At 69.3% G+C, this 20,753-nt stretch carries 18 protein-coding genes; 9 read left to right on the plus strand and 9 right to left on the minus strand.

The window, feature by feature from the left end; all coding sequences use genetic code 11:
* Nucleotides 1–6: 6 nt before the first annotated feature.
* Complete coding sequence (locus AC0685_RS34160; RefSeq protein ID WP_478229274.1) at nucleotides 7–357, minus strand: rhodanese-like domain-containing protein; 351 nt, start codon at nucleotides 355–357, stop codon at nucleotides 7–9.
* A gap of 92 nt (nucleotides 358–449) precedes the next feature.
* Nucleotides 450–1,376, minus strand: a complete 927-nt coding sequence (locus AC0685_RS34165; protein ID WP_478229275.1) for a LysR family transcriptional regulator — start codon at nucleotides 1,374–1,376, stop codon at nucleotides 450–452.
* Between the two features lie 186 nt (nucleotides 1,377–1,562).
* Between AC0685_RS34165 and AC0685_RS34170 the strand changes: the two genes are divergently transcribed.
* The 3 genes from AC0685_RS34170 to AC0685_RS34180 are packed head-to-tail and all read left to right on the plus strand — an operon-like array spanning nucleotide 1,563 to nucleotide 4,530.
* A complete protein-coding gene (locus AC0685_RS34170; RefSeq protein ID WP_478229276.1) occupies nucleotides 1,563–2,249 on the plus strand; it encodes a tRNA-dependent cyclodipeptide synthase in 687 nt (228 codons plus the stop codon).
* A 2-nt stretch (nucleotides 2,250–2,251) separates the two neighbouring features.
* Nucleotides 2,252–3,565: a purine-cytosine permease family protein gene (locus tag AC0685_RS34175; protein WP_478229277.1), complete on the plus strand. Its 1,314-nt coding sequence runs from the start codon at nucleotides 2,252–2,254 to the stop codon at nucleotides 3,563–3,565.
* On the plus strand, nucleotides 3,562–4,530 hold the full coding sequence (locus tag AC0685_RS34180) for a LysR family transcriptional regulator (protein ID WP_478229278.1): 969 nt from the start codon (nucleotides 3,562–3,564) through the stop codon (nucleotides 4,528–4,530). Before AC0685_RS34175 ends, AC0685_RS34180 begins: the two co-directional genes overlap by 4 nt.
* A gap of 205 nt (nucleotides 4,531–4,735) precedes the next feature.
* On the opposite strand, the gene AC0685_RS34185 is transcribed toward AC0685_RS34180, so the two are convergent.
* Complete coding sequence (locus AC0685_RS34185) at nucleotides 4,736–6,178, minus strand: M1 family metallopeptidase (protein WP_478229279.1); 1,443 nt, start codon at nucleotides 6,176–6,178, stop codon at nucleotides 4,736–4,738.
* Nucleotides 6,179–6,346: 168 nt separating this feature from the next.
* Between AC0685_RS34185 and AC0685_RS34190 the strand changes: the two genes are divergently transcribed.
* Nucleotides 6,347–7,501: an MFS transporter gene (locus AC0685_RS34190; RefSeq protein ID WP_478229280.1), complete on the plus strand. Its 1,155-nt coding sequence runs from the start codon at nucleotides 6,347–6,349 to the stop codon at nucleotides 7,499–7,501.
* Here the strand turns inward: AC0685_RS34190 and AC0685_RS34195 are convergent.
* The 4 genes from AC0685_RS34195 to AC0685_RS34210 form a co-directional block, all read right to left on the minus strand.
* Complete coding sequence (locus AC0685_RS34195; RefSeq protein ID WP_478229281.1) at nucleotides 7,446–8,408, minus strand: peptidoglycan recognition protein family protein; 963 nt, start codon at nucleotides 8,406–8,408, stop codon at nucleotides 7,446–7,448. The two genes, AC0685_RS34190 and AC0685_RS34195, sit on opposite strands and share 56 nt — an antisense overlap.
* Before the next feature lie 88 nt (nucleotides 8,409–8,496).
* Nucleotides 8,497–9,372 (minus strand): HhH-GPD family protein, encoded by an 876-nt coding sequence (locus AC0685_RS34200; RefSeq protein ID WP_478229282.1) that lies wholly within the window; start codon nucleotides 9,370–9,372, stop codon nucleotides 8,497–8,499.
* A gap of 188 nt (nucleotides 9,373–9,560) precedes the next feature.
* Nucleotides 9,561–10,055, minus strand: a complete 495-nt coding sequence (locus AC0685_RS34205) for a beta-class carbonic anhydrase (protein ID WP_340685390.1) — start codon at nucleotides 10,053–10,055, stop codon at nucleotides 9,561–9,563.
* 51 nt (nucleotides 10,056–10,106) lie between these two features.
* Entirely contained in the window at nucleotides 10,107–11,207 is a 1,101-nt protein-coding gene (locus AC0685_RS34210) for a LacI family DNA-binding transcriptional regulator (protein WP_478229283.1), read from the minus strand.
* A gap of 200 nt (nucleotides 11,208–11,407) precedes the next feature.
* Between AC0685_RS34210 and AC0685_RS34215 the strand changes: the two genes are divergently transcribed.
* The 5 genes from AC0685_RS34215 (at nucleotide 11,408) to AC0685_RS34235 (ending at nucleotide 17,963) form a co-directional block, all read left to right on the plus strand.
* Nucleotides 11,408–12,340, plus strand: coding sequence for a metal ABC transporter solute-binding protein, Zn/Mn family (locus AC0685_RS34215; RefSeq protein ID WP_340685391.1), 933 nt, complete (start codon nucleotides 11,408–11,410; stop codon nucleotides 12,338–12,340).
* Nucleotides 12,340–13,173 carry a metal ABC transporter ATP-binding protein gene (locus AC0685_RS34220; RefSeq protein ID WP_340685392.1) on the plus strand — a complete coding sequence of 278 codons (834 nt, stop codon included), beginning with the start codon at nucleotides 12,340–12,342 and terminating at the stop codon, nucleotides 13,171–13,173. Before AC0685_RS34215 ends, AC0685_RS34220 begins: the two co-directional genes overlap by 1 nt.
* A 99-nt stretch (nucleotides 13,174–13,272) precedes the next feature.
* Nucleotides 13,273–14,148 (plus strand): metal ABC transporter permease, encoded by an 876-nt coding sequence (locus AC0685_RS34225; RefSeq protein WP_478229284.1) that lies wholly within the window; start codon nucleotides 13,273–13,275, stop codon nucleotides 14,146–14,148.
* 110 nt (nucleotides 14,149–14,258) lie between these two features.
* Complete coding sequence (locus AC0685_RS34230; RefSeq protein ID WP_478229285.1) at nucleotides 14,259–16,115, plus strand: serine/threonine-protein kinase; 1,857 nt, start codon at nucleotides 14,259–14,261, stop codon at nucleotides 16,113–16,115.
* A 9-nt stretch (nucleotides 16,116–16,124) separates the two neighbouring features.
* On the plus strand, nucleotides 16,125–17,963 hold the full coding sequence (locus AC0685_RS34235) for a serine/threonine-protein kinase (RefSeq protein WP_478229286.1): 1,839 nt from the start codon (nucleotides 16,125–16,127) through the stop codon (nucleotides 17,961–17,963).
* Here AC0685_RS34235 and AC0685_RS34240 read toward each other — a convergent pair.
* Both AC0685_RS34240 and AC0685_RS34245 read right to left on the minus strand, forming a co-directional pair.
* Nucleotides 17,960–19,273: an alginate O-acetyltransferase AlgX-related protein gene (locus AC0685_RS34240; RefSeq protein ID WP_478229287.1), complete on the minus strand. Its 1,314-nt coding sequence runs from the start codon at nucleotides 19,271–19,273 to the stop codon at nucleotides 17,960–17,962. The genes AC0685_RS34235 and AC0685_RS34240 overlap by 4 nt on opposite strands.
* 236 nt (nucleotides 19,274–19,509) lie before the next feature.
* Nucleotides 19,510–20,733 (minus strand): DUF445 domain-containing protein, encoded by a 1,224-nt coding sequence (locus tag AC0685_RS34245; RefSeq protein ID WP_478229288.1) that lies wholly within the window; start codon nucleotides 20,731–20,733, stop codon nucleotides 19,510–19,512.
* Between the last annotated feature and the right edge of the window lie 20 nt (nucleotides 20,734–20,753).

The following is a 20,753-nucleotide window of genomic DNA, read 5'->3' on the forward strand; positions in this document are numbered from 1 at the left end:
CTCCTTTCAGGATGAAGACCAGGTCGGCAACCCGTTCGCGACCCAGTCTTCGATGCCTTCGCGGTATTTGCGGACGTTCGTGTACCCGAGCTCCAGCAGCCGCCGCCCGACGAATTCACTGTTGCGGCACGGCGTGTTCGCGCAATAGACGACGATCGCGGCGGCCTTGTCCGGAAGCACCATCGGTGCCAGGCGGTCGGTGAATTCGGCGGCCCGTTCGTACGGGAAACCCGGAATGTTGCGTGCTTCCGGAAGATGTTCCTTCGCGAAATAGGCGACCGGCATCGTGTCCACCACGACCACCGATCCGGACTCCATCCGGGAGAGCAGTTCCGTACGGGTGATCAACGGCAGCATGGTGCCCCTTCTTTCGGCGACCGTGATTGACGATTCCCATCGTCGGGCGCCTCGTGGGACACGCTCTAGTGCCGCCTCGGCATGCCGAAGGGTTATCCGGCGGCCGGCCTGCCGTGGCGGTGCAACCAGGCTCGGTACGGCGCCGTCCGCCCGGCGAGCCGCCAATATCCGGCCCTCGCCGAAGCGGCGAGTTCCGGGACGCCGGGCGCGCACCGGCCGTCCTCCCGCCAGGCCAGCACATGCCGCACGCACATCGGCGCGCCCACGAGCGGCCGGATGGCCAGCCCGTCCGCCGACGGCCGGGTCGGCTGGATCAGCCCGACGCCGTATCCGCCGCTGACCAGATCCTCGCGCGTGGTGTCGAGGTCGGCGTCGTGGGTGATCCGGGGGTCGAAACCGTGCGCGAGACACATTTCGCGGAACACCACCCGGCAGCCGTCGCCGCCACTCGACACGATCCAGTCCTCCCCGGCCAGCTCGGCGAGCTCGATCTCCTCTTCGGCGGCGAGCGGGTGTTCCGCGGGGACCGCCACGAACGACGGCTCCTCCACCAGGGTCAGGGTCCGCACTTCCGGCGGCACCGGGAGGCCGCGCCCGCCGCAGATCATGATCAGCGCGAGGTCGATGCCCCGGTTCGCGACCTGCGCGAGCAGCCGCGTGCGCGAGGTGTCCGCGCGTGTGCGGAACGGCTCGCCCGGGCGCAGGTCGCGCAGTCCGCCGAGCAGCGAACCCGTGATGGCGCTGTCGTTCCAGCCGATCCTGATCGATTCGCCCGTCTCCGGTTCCTGACGGTGGAAGTCGTGCTCCAGTTCGTCGAAGGTGAGCACGATCGCCCGCGCCCGCCGCAGGATCAGGGCGCCGAGTTCGGTGGGCCGCACCCCGTGCTGGTCGCGGTGGAACAACGGGCCGCCGACCATCCGCTCGATCCGGCGCAGCTGGTGGCTGAGCGCGGGCTGGCCGAGTCCCAGTCCGGCCGCGGCACGGTTGAGGCTGCCGGAGGCGGCTATCTCACAGATCACGCGAAGATGCCGAACCTGAATCTCCATGACTTCGTATACCGCGACCCGTTCGCGCCCGGCACCTCCGAAAGTCGAGACACCCGATTTCTCATAACCCGGTGACAACATTCGGTGGCAATACCCGTGCCATCCGGCCGTGGCTACGTTCGGTCGACGCCCCGCATATCACGCGAATCAGGAGCCGTCTTGCCGCGACCACTGCCGCTCACGGAGCATTGCGCTGATCCGCTGGCGCGAGCCGAACACGTTTGCCTGGGTGTCAGCCCGTTCAACAGCCATTTCACCGTGGACCGTATCGCCGATCTCGCCCGCTGGGCCATGTCGGCCTTTCACGGTTTCCATTTCTTCGTCCCCGACGGCCCGTCCGCGTTCACCCTCGAAGCGCTCGGCTACGACCCGGTCCGCGCCGCGCAGAAGGCGCAGCGGCAAGGAAATTACACGCGGAACAAGATCGTCCGCGCGCTGGAGCAGGTCTGTTCGCCGGATCCACGCACTTTGATCCTGGATTCCGCGGCGCTCGAAGCCGACAGCGCGTACCTCGCCCTGCTTTCCGAGGCACACCACCGGTTCGCCACCGATCCGGAGTTCGCCGAGCAGTGCCTCGGCGCCACGGGCTGGGTGCTGGACCGGCGGCTGCCCGAGGGCGAACATCCCACGCGCGACCAGTTGCGCAGCGCGGTCCGGTACTTCCTCGCCGAGTTGCCGATGTTCGTCGGCACCGTCGCGGTGGCCGGGGTCGAAAGCTCCGTGTTCGCCTATCACCAGCGGGTCGCCTTTCTCGAACGGCTCTACCGCGGCGAACTCTCGTGGCGGCCGCTGCCCGGCCAAGGTTTCGTCGTCCTCGAACAAGCCGTCCCGGAACGAGTGGAGTGACCGTGGAACACGACGACTTCTCCCTTCGCCGGGTGCCCGCCGACCGCCGCTACTCCTGGATTTCCGTCGCGTTGCAGCGGTTCGGTCAGGTGTCCTCGTTCCACCAGTTCCTGCTCGGCGCGGTGCTCGGCTTCGGCATGACGTTCTGGGAAGCGGTACTGGCCATCACGATCGGTTCGGTATTGCTGGAGGTCATCACCATCCTGATGGGCATCGCCGGCACCCGCGAGGGGCTTTCGACGTCGGTGCTCGCGCGCTGGACCGGATTCGGCACCGGCGGGTCCTCGCTGGTCGGTCTCCTGATGACCTTGAGCCTGGCAGGCTGGTTCGGGGTGCAGAACGACGTGTTCGCCCACGGCCTCCACGCCCTGATGGGCGGCCCGCCGGTGTGGGTGTGGGCGCTCGCGGGCGGCGCGCTGGTCACCGCGATCGTCGTGTTCGGCTTCCACGCGATGGCCTGGACGGCGTATCTGACGGTGCCCGCTTTCCTCGCGCTGGCGGGGTTTTCGATCATCTCGGCGCTCGGCGACCATTCCCTGCCGGCACTGCTGGCTGAGCCGCCGCCGGGACCGTCCATGTCGCTGGCACAGGGCACCACGCTGGTGGCGGGCGCGTTCATCATGGGCGCGATCATGACGCCGGACATGACCCGGTTCAACCGGACCGCGTCCGACGTGGTGAAGCAGACCCTGGTCAGCGTCACCCTCGGCCAGTACCTCATCGGCCTGATCGGGGTCCTGCTCGCGCACGCGGCGAAAAGCGCCGACGTGGTCGGGATCATCACCTCGTCGTCCGGTGTGCTCGGCACGCTGATCCTGGTCACCGCGATCCTGAAGATCAACGACTGGAACCTGTATTCGTCCTCGCTCGGGCTGGTGAACACCGTGCAGGTGCTGCTGTCCCGGCGGCTGGACCGCACCACCGCGACCCTGCTGCTCGGCGGTCTCGGCACGGTGCTCTCCGCGATCGGCGTCCTCGACCACTTCACCACCTTCCTGACCTGGGTCGGCGTGCTCACGCCACCGGTGGCCGGGGTGGTGATCGCCGAGTACTACGTGGTCCGGCGCTGGAAACCGGAGCTGGACGCCACCCGCGCGTCCGGGGAGCTGCCGTCCACCTGCCCGTCCTGGGTTCCTTCCGCGCTGATCTGCTGGGCGTCCGGAGCGGCGGTGGGGGCCTGGCTGCCGTGGGGAATCCCCACCGTGAACTCCGTTCTTGGTGCTTTTCTCCTGTATATTCTTCTCGGCAGACGGACCGCGGCCGCGGTGTCCTCCACGGCCATGACTTCTTCCGGCGGGTCGAAAACCCGTTCGTGACAAAGGAGTTCGACGTCGTACAGCTGGATGTCCACCACCTGCGGGTGATCAGGGCGATCGCGGACACGGGAAGCCTTTCCCGGGCCGCGATCGCTCTCGGTGTCACCCAGCCCGCGGTTTCCGCGCAACTCAAACGGCTGGAGAACATGCTGGGCTACCGGTTGTTCGACCGGTGCGAGGGCGGTGTGACCCCAACGCCGATGGGCGAACTGCTCTTGCGCCGCACCGCCGCTTTGTTGCCACAGCTGGACAAACTGCTCGAAGACATCGAGCAGCGCGGCTGCCCCAGCGGCCCGCCCGACGTGGTCCGGGTGGTGGCGGTGGCCAGCGCGCTGGTGGCGCATCTGCCCTCACTGGTGACGGGATTGTGGCCCGAGGTCTCCGAAGTGCAGGTCGTGCACGACGACCACCCCGAACGGCTGCTGCCACTGCTGGCCCAGCGGCGCGCGGAATTGGGGCTGGTCAAGGACTATCCGGGATACGAGCTCGAACTCCCCGCGAACGTGGACACCGCGGTGGTGGTGACCGAGCCGACCTTCGTCCTGCTGCCGGAGTTCCATCCGCTGGCGCGCGAGAAGGTCGTCGACCTGCGCGACCTGCGGGACGAATCGTGGGTGATGGTGTCCGATTCGTCGGCGGCCACGTTCACCAAGTACTTCGCCGACACCTGCGCGCGGCACGGCTTCAGCCCGTCGTTCACCCATCAGGTGACTTCGCAGCAGGTGGCGCTGTTGGTGGTCAAGGCGGGCGCGGTCGGGCTGTCGCAACCGATCTGCGATCCGGGGAACCACGGCATCGTGCCCCGGCCGCTGCGCGGGGATGTGTTGCCGCGCAGGCACATTCTCGCGTGGAACAAGGAGACCTTCGTGGCGGGGCGGCGGGAGGAGCTGATCTCCGCCGTGGTCGAAGCGTACTGGGCCGAAGCGAGGATGGCACCCGTCTACGCCGAGTACCTGGACTCGTGAGTGGTAAGGACGGCTTAGGTACGTACTGCCGGTGCGCGGACGGCGGTTTCGCGTGATTGACCGGACGACACGCGTGTCGTCCGGTCAATCACGCGAACTCGCCGCATCGGTACGGAGACTCACGAGCCTTGACGTCAGGTGCCAGTGTCATCGCCCGCCCGGAATCCACGGAGGTACCAAAGACGCGGACGGTTCGTACGAGGCCCTACGTCCCGGGAAAGAGGAGTTCGTCCGGCGGCCGCACCGTCCCGTCCAGCCAGGCCTGGTTGAACTCGCCGAGGTCGCGCTGGGTCATCGCGGAGACGTAGAGCTCGAAGTCGTGCCAGTTCTGATTTCCCTGCGGGTTGATCATCGGGAAGCCCGCCATGATCTGGAAGAACGCTTCGTCGCCGATGTGACGGCGCAGCGCGTGCACCATCAGCACCGCCTTGGTCGTCGGCGCGAATTCGGTGCCCTTGCCCGGATCGGTGAGCTTGGGCGCCCAGAAAGCCGGGTCGTCGCGCACCGCGGCCACCATCTCCCGGTAGCGACGGTCCAGGTCGGCACCGTTCTTGGTCTCGTCCCACAACCAGACGGCGTACCGCGCGACGGACTCGGGCATCAGCGCGTCGCGCCACATCTTGCCGCTCACTCCGGCTCCCCACCATTGGTACGCGACGGCGTACACCAGATCGGCGATGGTGGCGGTGCGGCCGTACACCGGCCGGGTCTGCGCTCCGTGCGTGTAGCCGAGGGAGCGGTCGAGGAACAGCCCGCCCGCCGCCGATTGCGGGTAGTCGCCGAACTTCCCGGTGAGGAATTCCAGGACCTCGGGCAGCCGCCCGCCGATCTGCCGCTTGTCCACGGCGCACGGGTGGTAGGCGTTGACCGCCGTCCGTCCACCGGGAAGAGCGATCCGCTCGACCTCCCAGCGCCCGATGCCGAGCATCGCCGTGCTCGGCGCGAGGGCGGTTTCCTCCGACCAGGTGACAGTGTGCCGTCCCGGGCCCGCGGGCACGTCGGAGACCTGGAAACCGTTGCCCAGTACGGAGAATTCGTCTTGGACGGTGACGGAGACCTGCAGCGCCGCCTTGTCGGCTTCGGTGCCGTTGACGGGGAACCAGGTCATCGCCGAACGCGGCTGCCCGGTGGCCACGGCCGAATCGCCGTAAGCGGCGAGCCAGCCGACCCGGCCCCGCGCGGTGGGAATCGGTTCCGGGCGGCCGTCGTAATCGACCACCACGGTGAATGTCCTGCCGTCGGCCACCGGGGTCCGCGGGGTGATCACCAGCTCGTGTTCACCCGCCCGCCGGAACGTGGCGGCCAACCCGTCGACGGTGACCGACCGGACGGTGAGCCCGCGCAGGTCGAGGTCGAACCGGCTCAGGTCCTGAGTCGCCGTCGCGGTGATCGTCGCCCTGCCGCTCAGCAGCATCGAGTACGGCGCGTAACGCAGCGCGAGTGAGTACTTGCCGACGTCGTAACCGCCGTTGCCGTCCTTCGGGTAGTAAGGATCGGGTCCGAGGACGGTCCCGTCGGGCGAGACGTGCACGTATCCGTCGCTGCCGGGTGCCGGCTGGGCCGCCGCCGAAGCCGGGCAGGTGCCGATCATCGTGGTGGCGAGCAACGCGGTGCACAGTGGCTCCTGCCACCGAAGCCGCACGGTCATGAACGAGCCTTCTCTCTCAAGGGGAGGATGTCCGGTCATCGTGCGTACGTGCGCGCCGCGCGCGGCACTGCCAGCCGGTCATGCCGCCGGGTTATCCCCGGCCGATAACCCCTCGGCATACCCGCCAGGGACTATCGCGCGCCGCGAGGGAGAGGAGATCGTCGAGGCATGCTGCCTCTCCCGGCGCTGCTCGCGCTGACGACGACGGTCTTCCTCGGCTGCCTCACCGAAGTGCTGCCCGCCGGGCTGCTGCTGGGCATGTCCGAGGATCTGGGCGTTTCCCCGTCGGCCACCGGGCAGCTGGTGACGGTCTACGCGATCACGACCGCGCTCACCGCCGTCCCGCTCACCGGCGCGACCCTCCGGGTGCCGCGCAAACGCCTGCTGCTGGCGCTGATCGCGGGCTTCCTGGTCACCAACCTGGTGATCGCCGTGGCCTCGTCGTACCCGCTGATCCTGGCCGCGCGGGTCGTTTCCGGGGCGCTGACCGGGGTGATGTGGTCACTCGTGGCCGGCTACGCGATGCGTCTCGCCCCGCCGCGGCTCACCGGGCGGGCGCTGGCGGTGGCCATGTCCGGCACACCGATCGGCTTCGCGCTGGGCGTGCCCGCCGGTACCGCGCTCGGCGAACTCGCCGACTGGCGCTGGGCGTTCGCCGCGATGGCGCTGATCACCGTGCCGTTGCTGGTTTGGGTGCTCGTCGCGGTGCCCGCCGTGCTCGCGGATCCGGCGGGCCCCACCCGGCCGCTGGCCGCGTCACGGCTGCCCGGGATGCGTCCCATGCTCGCGACGGTGGCGCTGTTCTCGTTGGGGCACAACGTGGCCTACACCTACGTCGGTCCGGTGCTCGCCGGTCTGGAGGCGGAAACGTTGCTGGGCGCGGCGTTGCTGGTGTTCGGCTGCGCCGCGGTGGGCGGGATGGCCGCGGTCGGCTCCGCCCTCGACAGCCGTCCGCGCGCCGTGCTGCTGTCCTGCACCGCCGTGACCGCCGCCGCCATCGTCCTGCTGGGGATCAGCGACGGTGTCCACGGTCTGGTGCTCGCGGCCGCCGGCCTGTGGGGCCTGGGGTTCGGCGGCGCGCCGACCGCTTTCCAGGCCGTCACCGCCTTGCTGGCGGGCCCCACGGCCGACGCCGCCCAGTCGCTCACGATCGCGGCCTGGAACGGCGCCGTCGCCGGGGGCGCGCTCATCGGCGGACTGCTGCTGCCGCTGGGAACGGGTCTGCTCCCTTGGTGCGCCGCCTTGGTGATCCTGTCGCCGCTGCTGTTCAGCCGGCGAGTCGTGCTTTCAGCGCCCGGAGATCGGTGCCGGACCCGACGATGAGCGGCCAGACGTCGGAGCCGAGGAAGCCGGTCTCGTCGGTCGCCGCGGTCGCGCCGCAGGCGTCGCGTTCCAGCCCGTGCCGGGCCGCCACCGCGGCGACGGCGTCCTTTGTGGACTGTCCGAAGAGTCCGTCGGCGGGTACGGCGAAACCGCGTGCCCGCAGGAGTTCCTGTGCCATCCGTACCCGCGGCCCGCTGTCGCCGGGTTTGAGCAGCGGCCACTCCGGCAGCTCCACCTTCGGCGACGCGGATCCCAGCAGCTTGCCGACCTCGGTGCGCAGCTCCGGAAGCCGGTTGTACAACACGGTTCCCGGGCATTCGGTCGAGTTGAAGTCCCGGTGTCCCTTGATGAACTCCGGCGAGATCCCGTACTGCGAAGCGATGTACGCGACCAGCTTCACCAGCGAGTCCCAGAGCGCCGGCGTGACGTCCTCTTCGCTGTAGAGGCCTTCGTTCTCGATCCCGATGCAGGTGCTGTTGTTGTTGCCCACGTTCGCGCCCAGCACGTGCTGGGTACCGCCGCGCAGGATCTCCAGGCTGCGATGCCGGCCTTCGGTGATGTGCCCGCCGCGGCTGTTCGTGAACTGCTGGCCGGTGTCGATCCAGCCACGGGTGTCCATATGGAAATTCTGGATGGAGCGCGACGCCCAGAAGGCGTGTTCGAGCGTGTAGTCGGTGACGTTCCCCGGCTCGACCGTGTGGTGCACGACGATGTACGTCGGCTTGTGGTTCTGCACCTCGATCGCGCCGTTCGGCGGCCGCGCGCTCCACGCCGCGGTGCCGTAGATCTTCGGTTCTGTCACCCCGGACGCCGCGTCGGCGGCGGAAATCGTTGCTGTCCCCAGTAGCCCGACGGCGCTTACCGTCAGGCCGCCCTTGAGCGCGGTACGTCGGTCGAAGTCGGCCACGGGCGAAACTCCCATCATGCGCGTTGGCCGGAAAACTAACCCGCCATCGCGCCTATGACAACCATTGACCAACTTTTGTCGTAATGCGTTAGTGTTCGCCAGGGAGTGCGAACAGGCCGTCCCCGGTCTGTTCGAGCAGCCCGTCCGCCAGCAGGGAGTCGAGACAGCGGTCGCGCTGCCCGGATTCGTGCCAGACGAGATCGAGCCGCGCCTTCTCGACCGGGCCTTCGCTGCCACGCAGGACGTCGAGCAGCAGCCCGCGCACTTGGCGGTCGGTGCCGGCGAACTTCTGGACCTGCTTCGCGGGCCCGGCGTATGCGGGCCTTCCCGCGTGCTGCCACGCGCAGTCGTCGTAGATCGGGCAGTCCGCGCATCGCGGCGAACGCGCGGTGCAGACGAGCGCGCCGAGTTCCATCAGCGCGGCCGAGAGTTTCGCGGCGGGCGCGTCGTCCGGCGGCAGCAGCGCTTCGACGTCGGCCATGTCGCGGGTATTCGACGGCGGCCCGGCGTCACCGGCGCCGTGCACGGCCCTGGCCACCACGCGCCGGACGTTCGTGTCCACCACCGGTGCCCGTTTGCCGTAGGCGAAGGCCGCGACGGCGCGCGCGGTGTACGCGCCGATGCCAGGCAACGCGAGCAGAGTGTCCACATCGGACGGAACGACGTCACCGTGTTCGGCGGCGATGACGGCCGCCGCGGCGTGCAGCCGCAACGCGCGCCGCGGGTAGCCGAGTTTGCCCCAGGCGCGCACGACCTCGCCCTGCGACGACGCCGCCAGCGCCGACGGCACCGGCCAGCGCGCCATCCAGTCGAGCCAGATCGGCTGGACCCGCGCGACCGGTGTCTGCTGCAACATGATCTCGCTGACGAGCACACCCCACGCGGTGCATTCCGGCTCACGCCAAGGGAGGTCGCGCCCCACTTCGTCGAACCACTCGGTCAGCACATCCGCGTCGACGCCCACCGAGCCAAGCTTAAAGGTGCGACCCATCGGGCCCAAAGGCGTCTCCCCAAGGGCGCTCCGCGCCCGACGGAGACTTCACCCGTCGCGCATCCTCTTTTGGGCCGGAGGCCCACGGAAACACGATGAAGGGGCGTCTCCTTGCTCAACGTGACGTTCAGCGGGATCGGCGCCCCTTCGGCGGGTTTCCGTCAGTGCGCGACCTCATGCAGCTGCCCCAGCTTCACGTCGTAGACGAACCCGCGCACGTTGTCGGTGTGCGGCAGGAAGTCGCTGCGCCGGACGCGCTGCACCGACCGGCGCACGCTGTCCTCGACCTCCCGGAACGCCTCGACCGACCATGTCGGGCGCAGCCCGCTGGCGGCTTCGAGTTCGTCCTTGAAATCGTCTTCGGTGACCATGGAGAGGCCACAGTCGGTGTGCTGCACGATCAGCACCTCGCGCGTGCCGAGCTTCCGCTGGCTGAGCGCGAGCGAGCGGATCATGTCGTCGGTGACGACCCCGCCCGCGTTACGCAGGATGTGGGACTCGCCCTGGATCAGGCCGAAGATCTCGAACACCCGGATACGGGCGTCCATGCAGGTCAGAATCGCCACCTGGAGTGATGGCCTCGGAGACGACCGGTCACCAGGAGTGACATCGCCCAGCTCCTGGTTGCGCTTGAGCAGTACGTCGATTGAGGTCACACGCTCATTGGAACCGACACGCCGGGGGAGAGCAACGTGTGCGGGCGCAGATCACGGCCCGAACCAGCGTTCTTCCGCCGTTCGTGGCGGCGCCGACGTGCGGCCGACCCGTAGTTCCGTCTGCAGGGTGATCACCTTCGGCCCGACCCGGTCGGCCGAGCTGAGCAGCAGCTTGCCCGCCGCCTTGCCCTTCTCGAGCACCGGCTGGTGGACCGTGGTGAGGCCGGAGCGCTCGGCCTCGGTGATGCCGTCGAACCCGGTGACCGTCAGGTCCTGCGGTACGCGCAGGCCCCGGCGTTCCGCCTCGGCCAGAGCGCCGAGAGCGAGGATGTCCGAGGTACAGATCACGGCCGTGACCTGCGGATACGCGTCGAGCAGCTGGCGTGCGGCCGACGCGCCGTCGTCCACGGTGTGGTCGAAGCGCTCGACCACCGGCACCGTCGCCCAGTCGACCCCGGCCGCCGAGAACGCGGCGGCCAGCGCCTCCAGCCGGATGCGCTGGACGTGGAAGTGCGCGGTGCTCTGCCGCTGGATGGAGACGAAGTCGTCGTTGCGCTCGCGGGCCAGCCGCATGCACAGCACGCCGATCTGCCGGTGGCCCAGCGAGATGAGGTGTTCGGCCATGGCGGTGACCGCGGCCGCGTCGTCCGGGCCGACCCGGTCGACCCCGTCCACCCGGGGCTGGTCGACGATCACCGTCGGCACCGGGCGTTCCAGCACGGCACCGAGATGCGGGTCGTCGTCGGGCACCGAGTAGACGACGAAGCCGTCGACGCCGGCGCGGTGCACGGCCGCGACGTCCTCTCTGCCCGGGCTCGCCGGGACCAGGTGCAGGCCGACGCCCGCGTCCTCGCAGGCCAGCGCCAGCCCTTCGAGCACGCCGACGGCGGCGGGGTCGCGGAAGGCGTAGGAGAGGTTCTCGGTGAGCAAAAGACCGACAGCGCCGGCTTTGCGCGTCCGCAGTGAACGGGCCACCGGGTCCGGGCCCGGGTAGCCGAGGCGGCGTGCGGTCTCGAGGACGCGACGGCGCAGCTCAGGGGACAACTGGTCCGGTCGGTTGTAGGCGTTCGAGACGGTGGTCCTCGACACACCGAGCTCTGCGGCCAACGACGCCAGTGTCGCCTGCCTCCTGGTGCGGATAGGACGGCCCATCCGCAAACCGTAACGGTTCAGAACGTTTTGCAGAAGCATCACCCGACGTGTGGCAGGTCTCGATTCAGAGTGACCCTGGGTACAGCTCGGACCTGGACCGGAGGCGTCGTCATCCTGATGGGGTACAGTTGAATCTGACAACGGTTTCCATTACCCGGCATTGGGGACACCTGGCCAGGGCATCCGCAGGAGTGCAGTAGATGAATTCCCGCCGTACCAAGAGTGTTTTCGCGGCCGTGTCGGCCCTGGCCGTCCTCGCGCTCGGCGCGACGGCCTGCGCGTCGAGCGACAAGGCGTCGACGGGCTCCGGTTCGCAGAACGCGTCCGCCGCGAACCCGGGCGGCGGCGAAAAGATCAAGGTCGTCGCCTCGACCGACGTCTGGGGCAGTGTCGTGACCGCCGTCGGCGGCGACAAGGTCGAGGTCACCTCGATCATCCACGACCCCTCGGCCGACCCGCACTCCTACGAGACCACCGCGAGCGACGCCGTCGCCGCGAAGAACGCGAAGCTGACGCTGTCCAACGGCGGCGGCTACGACGACTTCTTCTCCAAGCTCGCCGACCAGGCCACCGGCGCGCAGAAGCTGGTCGCCGTCGACATCGCCGCGACCGGCAACGAGAACGAGCACGTCTGGTACAGCCTGCCCGGCGTCGAGAAGGTCGCCGACCAGGTCGCCGCGAAGCTCGGCGAGATCCAGCCCGCCTCGAAGGACGCCTTCACCGCCAACGCGACCGCGTTCAAGGGCAAGACCCAGGAACTCCTGAAGAAGGTCTCGGGGCTGGGCGCCTCGGGCGCGAAGGTCGTCGCGACCGAGCCTGTCGCGCACTACCTGCTCGACAGCGCGAAGGTCACCGACGCGACGCCGCCGGCCTTCGCCGAGGCCGTGGAAGCGGAGCAGGACGTGCCCGCCGCCGCGCTCAACGAGGTCAAGCAGCTGATCTCCGGCAAGCAGGTCAAGGCGCTGGTCAACAACGCGCAGACCACCACCCCGGTCACGCAGCAGGTCGTCGGCGACGCCAAGAACGCCGGTATCGCGGTCATCGACGTCACCGAAACGCTGCCCCAGGGTGTGACGGACTACATTGCATGGATGACCAAGGAAGTGGACGCGCTGGCCGGAGCACTGAAGTAGTGACCTCCGTACCCGCCGAAGCTCGCCCCGCGGTCCGTGTCCGCGGGGCGAGCCTCGCGTTCGGCCCCAGGACCCTCTGGTCCGGGCTCGACCTCGACGTCGAACCCGGCGAGTTCCTCGCGATCCTCGGGCCGAACGGCTCCGGGAAGAGCAGCCTGCTCAAGGTGCTGCTCGGCCAGCAGGGGCTGCCCGAGGGCACGGTCGAGATCGCGGGGCGGCGCCCCGGCGGGACGAACCGGCGGATCGGCTACATCCCGCAGCAGCGCGCCCTCGACGAGGGCCTGACGATGCGCGGCGTGGACCTGGTCGGCCTCGGCCTGGACGGGCACCGGTGGGGCACCGGTCTCTTCGGGATCTCGAAGCGGCGTCAGCTCGTCGCGCGGGCGATCGAGTCCGTCGGCGCGCAGGCGTACGCGAAGCAGCCGGTGGGGCGGCTTTCCGGTGGCGAGCAGCAGCGGCTCCGTGTCGCGCAGTCCCTGGTCGGTGACCCCGAAGTCCTGCTCTGCGACGAGCCGCTGCTCTCGCTCGACCTCGCGCACCAGCGCGCGGTCAGCGAACTGATCGACGAGCGGCGGCGCTCCGCCGAGACGGCCGTCCTGTTCGTCACCCACGAGATCAACCCGATCCTGTCCTATGTGGACCGGGTGCTGTATCTGGTGAACGGCCAGTTCCGGGTCGGCAAGCCGGACGAGGTGATGAACTCGGAGACCCTGTCCGAGCTGTACGGCACCCGCATCGAGGTGCTGAAGGTCGGCGGGCAGATCCACGTCGCCGGTGCGCAGAGCGCGCTGTGCGAGGACGAACCCCACCACATCGACGAACAGGCTTGTTAGCGCCGTGGTAGACGAAGTGAGGTCATTCGTGCGGTCCGGACCACACGCGGAACCCGCCCTGGCGACGCGATCCCGGTCGCGGGTTCTTGGATAGACACCGTGGACAAGATGTTCGACTTCGCCCTGACCGGTGAACTCCTCGGTCTCGACTTCGTTCAGACGGCGCTGCTCGCGGCCGCCGTTCTCGGCCTGGTCGCCGGGGTGCTCGGCCCGCTGGTCGTCATGCGGCGGATGTCGTTCGCCGTGCACGGCACGGCCGAACTGGCCTTCACCGGCGCGGCGGGCGCGCTGCTGCTGGGAGTCGGCGTCGAACTCGGCGGCCTCGCGGGCGCCGTCATCGCCGCCCTGCTGATCGGGCTCCTCGGCGGCCGCGAGTCCGAACGCGACTCCGTGATCGGCGTGATCCTCGCCTTCGGTCTCGGCATGGGCGTCCTGCTGCTGTCGTTCTACGAAGGCCGCAGCGCCAACAAGTTCGGCATTCTGGTCGGGCAGATCATCACCATCGACTCGACCAACCTGAACCTGCTCGTCGGCGCCTCGGTCGTCGTGCTGGTGGTGCTCGCGGTGATCTACCGGCCGCTGCTGTTCGCCACGGTCGACCCTGCGGTAGCGACGGCGCGCGGCGTCCCGGTGCGGCTGCTGTCGCTGATCTTCGCGGTGCTGGTCGGGATTTCGAGCGCGCTCGGGGTGCAGATCGTCGGCGCCCTGCTGGTGGTCTCGCTGATGGTGACCCCGGCCGCGGCCGCCGCGCGGGTCACGGCGAGCCCGTGGAAGGCGACCGTGCTGTCGATCGTGTTCGCGGAGATCGCCGCGCTCGGCGGGATCGTCCTTTCGCTGGCGCCGGGCAAGCCGGTGAGCGCGTTCGTCACGACGATCTCGTTCGTGATCTACCTCGTCTGCCGTCTCATCGCGTGGCTGCGCGGCCGGAGCTCACGGGTCCGCGTCGAGCCGACGGCACGGCCGGCTCTGCGCTAGTTTCCCGAGTCGCTTTCGGCGGCGATTTCATTCGACGAGGTCAATCCGGCCGTAACCGGATATTCCGCGCGCCCGCCTTTTGTATCATCGCCCTTGAAAAGGGGGCTTTGGTGCAAGCATTGAACGCCGGGGAATCCGCTCAGGTGGGTCGCTACCGGGTGTTCGCCGTGCTCGGCGAGGGTGGAATGGGCCGGGTGCTGCTGGGGCGTTCGTTCGACGGGCGGCTGGTCGCCCTCAAGCAGGTGCGTCCGGCCTTCGCCAACGACCCCGGATTCCGGGAGCGGTTCCGCCGCGAGGTCATCACTTCGCGCATGGTGTCGGGCGCCTTCACCGCTGCGGTGATGGACGCCGATCCGGACGCCCCGACACCCTGGCTGGCGTCGGTGTTCGTACCGGGCCCGTCGTTGTCGGAGGCGGTGGCCGCCGGCGGGCCGCTGCGTCCGCCGTCGCTGCGGTACCTGGCCGCCGGGCTGGCGCTGGCGCTGGGGGAGATTCACCGGGCCGGTCTGGTCCACCGCGATCTCAAGCCGGGCAACGTCATCCTCGCCGCCGACGGCCCACGGGTGATCGATTTCGGCATCGCGCGCGCGATCGAGGGCGACTCGGAACTCACCCACACCGGATCGATCATCGGCTCACCCGCGTTCATGTCGCCGGAGCAGGCGGAGGGGAAGCCGCCGACTCCGGCAGGCGACATGTTCTCCTTCGGGGCGTTGCTGGTGATGGCGGCGACCGGGCAGAGCCCGTTCACCGGATCGTCCACCCCGCACACCCTCTACAACGTCGTGCACGCCCGGCCGGACCTGAGCCGGCTGCCGGAGGACCTGCGAACGATCGTCGAGCCCTGCCTGGCGAAGGATCCCGAGGACCGGCCGACCCCGGCATGGGTCATGCGGCAGCTCGGTCCCGTCGCGCCGGCTTCCTCGCCCTGGCCTCCTCCGGTGCCGCAGCTGACCGAGACGCAGCAGGCCGAGGTGTGGGGGCTGCTGAACCCGGTCCCGCCCAAGCGGTCCCGGCGCCGGCTCCGCGCGGGGCTCGCCGCGGCGGCCGTGGTCCTGCTGGCCGTCTCCGGGGTCGTGGCGGTCAAGCTGCTGACCCGGCCGGACCCGGCACCCGAGATCGCGTCGGCGCCGCAGTCCGGGGTGCCACCGACCACGCCGGTCAACCCGGACCCGCTCGGCCCGGACAACCTGCGCCGCGTGGACCTGTGCGAAGTACTGGCCGGCTGGACGGCGCCCGTGCTCGGCACCCTCGCCGCGACGTCGCCCGGACGGCGGCTGGACTGTCTTTACAACGCGCTGACCCTCGCCGTCGGGCCACGGCTGCTCGACGGGGTACCGGCCGGGGAACTGGAAGGGCTGCCGATGAACACCAAAGCCGTCGGTGGTTCGTGCTCGGCGGCCGTGCCCGTCGCCGGCCTCCAGAACGTCGTGCTCTTCACCAAGGTCGGCGCCATGGTCTCGTCGGACGAGGAGTGCGTGGTGGCGAAAGCCGGGCTCGGTGAGGCGGTGCGGCGGATCCGCGCCGGCGGCCACGCACGCGACCTGCCGCCGGGCTCACTGATCGGGCTTGATCCCTGCGCGCTGCTCCCGAACGACCGGGTCGACCGGTCGATCGGTCCGGTACGGGCCACCGCTCTCGAGGACCTGCACCACTGTGTCCACCAGGGCGACGGCACCTTCGAGCTGCTCGTGGAGCACGGATATCCGCCTCACGGGCCGGAGCAGGTCAAGGCAGGAGGCTTCCTGCCGGTGGAGGTCGGGGGCACCACGGTGTATCGGGAGGAAAACCCGCCGGCGGGTGTCCGCGGTTGCGTGCTGACCTGGCAGCACCGGGCGATGAGCGAGAACGTCGGCGAAAACGTCAAAGTGACGTACGAGCCCCAGGGCGCCAAGACCATACAGCAGGCCTGCGCCAAGGCCGAGGAGCTCGTCAGGGCGCTTCTGCCCGCGCTCCCGAAACCCTAGGACAGACCAGTGAAGCCGTTGAATCCCGGCGAACCCCGGCAGGTCGGGCCCCACCGGATCATCGCCGCCCTCGGGGAAGGCGGCATGGGCCGGGTCGTTCTCGGGCTCGCACCCGACGGACGGCTCGTGGCCGTCAAACAGATCCATGCCCAGTTCGCCCACGATCCCCGCTTTCGTGAACGGTTCCGCCGCGAGGTCACCACCTCGCGCATGGTCTCCGGCGCGTACACCGCCGCCGTCATGGACGCCGATCCCGAAGCCGAAACCCCTTGGCTCGCCTCGGTTTTCGTCACCGGTCCCGATCTGCGCGAAGCCGTCGACGAGTTCGGCCCGCTCCTGATGGCAGCGGTGCGCCCGCTCGCCTCCGGACTGGCCGCGGCCCTCACCGAGCTGCACCGTGCCGGGCTGATCCACCGGGATCTCAAGCCCGGCAACATCATCCTCGCCGCCGACGGCCCCCGCGTCATCGACTTCGGCATCGCCCGTGCCGTCGAAGAGGCCCAGCACCTCACCGGCACCGGCTCCATCATCGGTTCACCCGCGTTCATGTCGCCGGAACAGGCCGGAAGCGGCCTCATCGGCACAGCCTCCGACGTGTTCTCGCTCGGTGCCATCCTGGTCATGGCGTCCACCGGACGCGGACCTTTCAGTGGCACTTCGGCTCCTCAGACGCTCTACAACGTGGTCCACGCCGAACCTGATCTGTCAGCCGTGCCGGCGGAAATCCGGCCGCTCGTCGAAGGGTGCCTCGCCAAGGACCCGGCTCGACGGCCCACACCCGAGCAGATCCTGGACTTCTTCGGCCCCGTGCCGCCGGGGATCGCGCCCTGGCCGGACGTCGTGCACGCCCGCATTCAGCGGCAGGACGCCGAAGTACGTGCGGCGCTCTCCTTGCCGATTCCGGCGTGGCGGCCACCGGCCCGGCCCGAGCCGGAACGGAAAAGCCGTACCGGGCTGGTGATCGCGGGGGCGCTGGCGGCGGTGGCCGCGCTGATCGGAACGCTGGTCGTCGTCATCCAGGACGCGACTTCACCACAGGACATCGGGCCCGCCACCATACCGGTGGCGGAGGCGTTGACCTTGGAGCGGCTCCGCCGCGTCGACGCGTGCACGGTGCTCGCCGGCCGGTTCACCGAGGACCTCGGCACACTCGAGCCGGACTCGAACCCGTTGTCCCCGGACAGGTGCACCTACAGTGGCTCCAACGGCCTCCGCTTCGACGTCCGGCTCGGGGAACCCGTGGTCAACGGTGGTATCGGCGCGACGAACCGCACCGCCGAAGGGCTGCCGCTGCTGCGCGCCTCCTTCAGCGGAGGCTGCCACGCCCTCATCCCGGTGACCGGTGTCCCGGAGCTCTACGTGATGCTCTACAACGACACCGACGTGGGTGACGAATGCGCCGTCGCCGACAGCGCGCTCACCGTCGTGCTCGCCCGCCTGCGTACCCACGAGGTCGATCGTGCGGACGATCCGGCGGGCTTGCTCCCGCTGGACCCCTGCGTCCTCCCGGATGCCGCCGTGGTCGCGGCGAACATGAACGGAGCACCGGTCCGCCTGATCAGCCTGCGGAACTGCAGGTGGATGGGCGACGGCGAAAGCCTGGACGTCAAAGTCCAGCGGAGTCTCTACGTCGACAACGGTCCTTCGGTCGACCTGGGCAACGGGGTCACCGGGTACGTGAGCAAGAGCAGCGATTCCGTCTGCCTTCTCTCCTGGCCGCACCGCACGCTCCCCGACGGCGACGCCGAGTACGTCTCGGTGTGGCTGCAGGGATACAGCGGCGACCGGGCCTGCGACCGGGCGCGCGCGGTCGCCGTCTCCGTGCTGGCCCGGCTGCCGAAGCGCTAGCGGATCGGGTGCTCGGCGAGCGCCTTCTTGACCGCTCCGAGGAAATCGGGGGCGATGAACGCGAGCTGGCCGGCGGCCACACTGCGTTCCACGACTTCGACGACCACGACGTCCGCGTTCACGAAAGCGTCGACGGCCTCGGCCTGTGACGTCTTCTGGGTGAAGTGCGCCAGCATCGTCAGGTTCGTGAAAGCGCCGGAGAGATACCGCGAAGACGCTTTCGTGAACGAGTCGCCGTAGACCAGCACCTTCTCGTCGACGGTCCCGATCAGCGGGCTGGCGGTGCGGTACACCGGCCGGTCGATGTCGCCGTTCGACTCGCCCGCGCGCTCGACGACGCCGTCCGGACGGAGGCTGTACACCGTGTTCGTCTTCGTGCCCTGCTTGTTGATCAGCGGCGGCAGGTCGGCGGAGGATTCGTACTGGCCGACGGGAACGCTCACCCAGGTCTGCGTGACGCCCGGTTTGATCGCGTTCGCGATGGCGCGCGTCATCACCAGCGCGCCCTCGTCGGCCCAGTGGGTGTCGTTCGGCGGGTAGATCGGCCGCTGCACCCTGCCCTCGGACGCGCGAAGCTCGGGCCGCAGGTCGATCGCGCGCGCGTCCTTGAGCATCCGGTGCCAGATGGACGCTTCGGCCGACCGCGAGCAGTCCTTGCCCGGGTAGGTGTCGGGCAGGAACTGGGGGACCATCGTCGACTTGTCCGGCGCGACGACGAACTCGAACCGCCTACCGGACTGTTCGACCGCGCGCCGCAGCTCGTTGATCTTGGCGATGGTCTCGCTCAGCGGACGGGACGGATCGCATTTCGCGTCGGCGTCGTAGCCGTAGTACAGCCAGCCGTCGCGGCCCTGCACGACGCGGCGGTACCCGGAGGCGGCGTTCGGCGCCGGCCCCTGGGTCGGCGCGGTCTTGGGCTGTGACGGCGACGGCTGGGCGGGGATCGGGCCCGCCTGCTGCTGCGGTGCCGGCTGGTCGAGCGGGGCGCTCTCGCCGAAGACGCCGCGGCTGATCGCGTCGGCGGCGGCGATCGCGCCCGGCCGGAACGACAGCTGGTCGATCGCCCAGGTCGGCATGTCGGTGAAGAACCCCCAGCCCCGGTCCAGGCCGGGGAAGCTCGCGAGCTTGTGGTTCTCGATCTCGCCAGGCCGGACACCGAACACCCACAGCAGCGCGGGGGTGGTGAAGAACAGGAGCGCGCTGATCAGCGCGGTCAGCTGCCTGCCACCGTGACGGGGACGATGCAACGCGTGCTCACGCGGTAGCCACGCCTCGTGGACGGCTGGCAGCTGCTGGGGTTCGGACGCCACCCCTTTACCGTAATCATCCCGTGTCGCGCGCACGTGAGAACGCCTCACTTCCGCGCCCCGGATCGCGTTCAGCAGGCTAAACGCAGGTCCACCGGGCCACCCTGGCTCCGGGACCGATGTCCCCAATGCCAGCGTCCCCGATGTGGCATTGGGGACATGGCGCTCGTCGGGCGGTGGCCGCCGACACCCCATCACGCGTCTCCCGCACGTGAGCGCGTTCAGCGGGCTGAACGCGCTCAGTGGAGCATCAGGAGGACCTGCAGCTCACCGACCAGGAAGCCGATGAGCCCGCCCACCGCGATGAGCTTCCACTCGTCCTGCCGGAACGCGGGCCTCAGCAGCCCCTCGAACTCCAGCGGCGTCAGCCCGAGCATCCGCCGCTCGACGATCTTCGCGACGTCCATCGCCTCGGTCAGGTAGCCCTCGGCGTGGCGGATCGTCGGCGGGAGCCGCTCCAGCGCCTTCCGCGCGGCCGCCTGTTTGATCTCGTTCAGCCGCTGTCCGCCGACGGCCATCGCGACCATCGGTTTCGCGACGCTCGCCTGCTCGTCGACGGCCCGTGCCACGAGCCGCTCGACCAGCGCGTACAGCCGATCCGACCGCGGTCCGCGCAGGACGGCGTCGAGCAGGTTCGGCACGGTGAGGATCTCGTTCGCGATCATCTCGCCGTACTGGTGTGCGACGTCGGCCCGCCGCCGCTGGAACTTGCCCTGCAGGATCACCCGCCCGACCCGCACCGGCTCGCGCGGCACGAAGATCAGCTTGATCGCGAGCCAGTCGGTGAACAGCCCGATGCAGCCGCCGAAGATCGGCAGCACCCACGGTTCCTTGGTCGCCGCCCAGACGATCGCCTGCACGATGCCGAGCCCGAAGCCGAAGTAGATCCCCGTGCGCGCGATGAACGCCATCTCCGGCCGCGACGTCTCGCGGATCAGCCGGACGAGCAGCTTCTTGTCCCTGGTGAGCCGCTGCACGGTCATATGCTGGAAATCGAGCACCTCGTCGAGGTTCTCGGTCATCTCCGCCATGAACTCGCGCACCAGCCGCGGCGTCGACGACTGGACCTGCTTGATCAGCAGCTCCTGCGCCATCGTCGGCATGACCTCCCAGAGCCTGGGATGGTGCTTTTCGAGCACTTCGCGGGCGACCTCGTCCACGGCCCGCAGCAGCGGCTGCTCGATCTCGCGCGTGATGATCGCCGGATCGATCCGCCGGAAGACCTCTTTGACGTCCAGCAGATTCGACGTCAGCAGCTCGGTCGCGACGGCGGCCATTCGCCCGCCGTGTTTGGGCACCACGCCCTGCCAGCCGAGGAACGGTTTGATCCCGACGAACTCGAGCGGTTTGAACATCATCTCGATGGCGACGCGTTTGGTGACGTAGCCGATCAGCGCGGCGACGAACGGGATCGCGGCGTACAGCCACCAGTGCCGGGCGAGGTCGTCCAGGACGGCGTCCACACGACCTCCTCGCTTCGCTC

Source organism: Amycolatopsis sp. NPDC043889, from assembly GCF_056435645.1.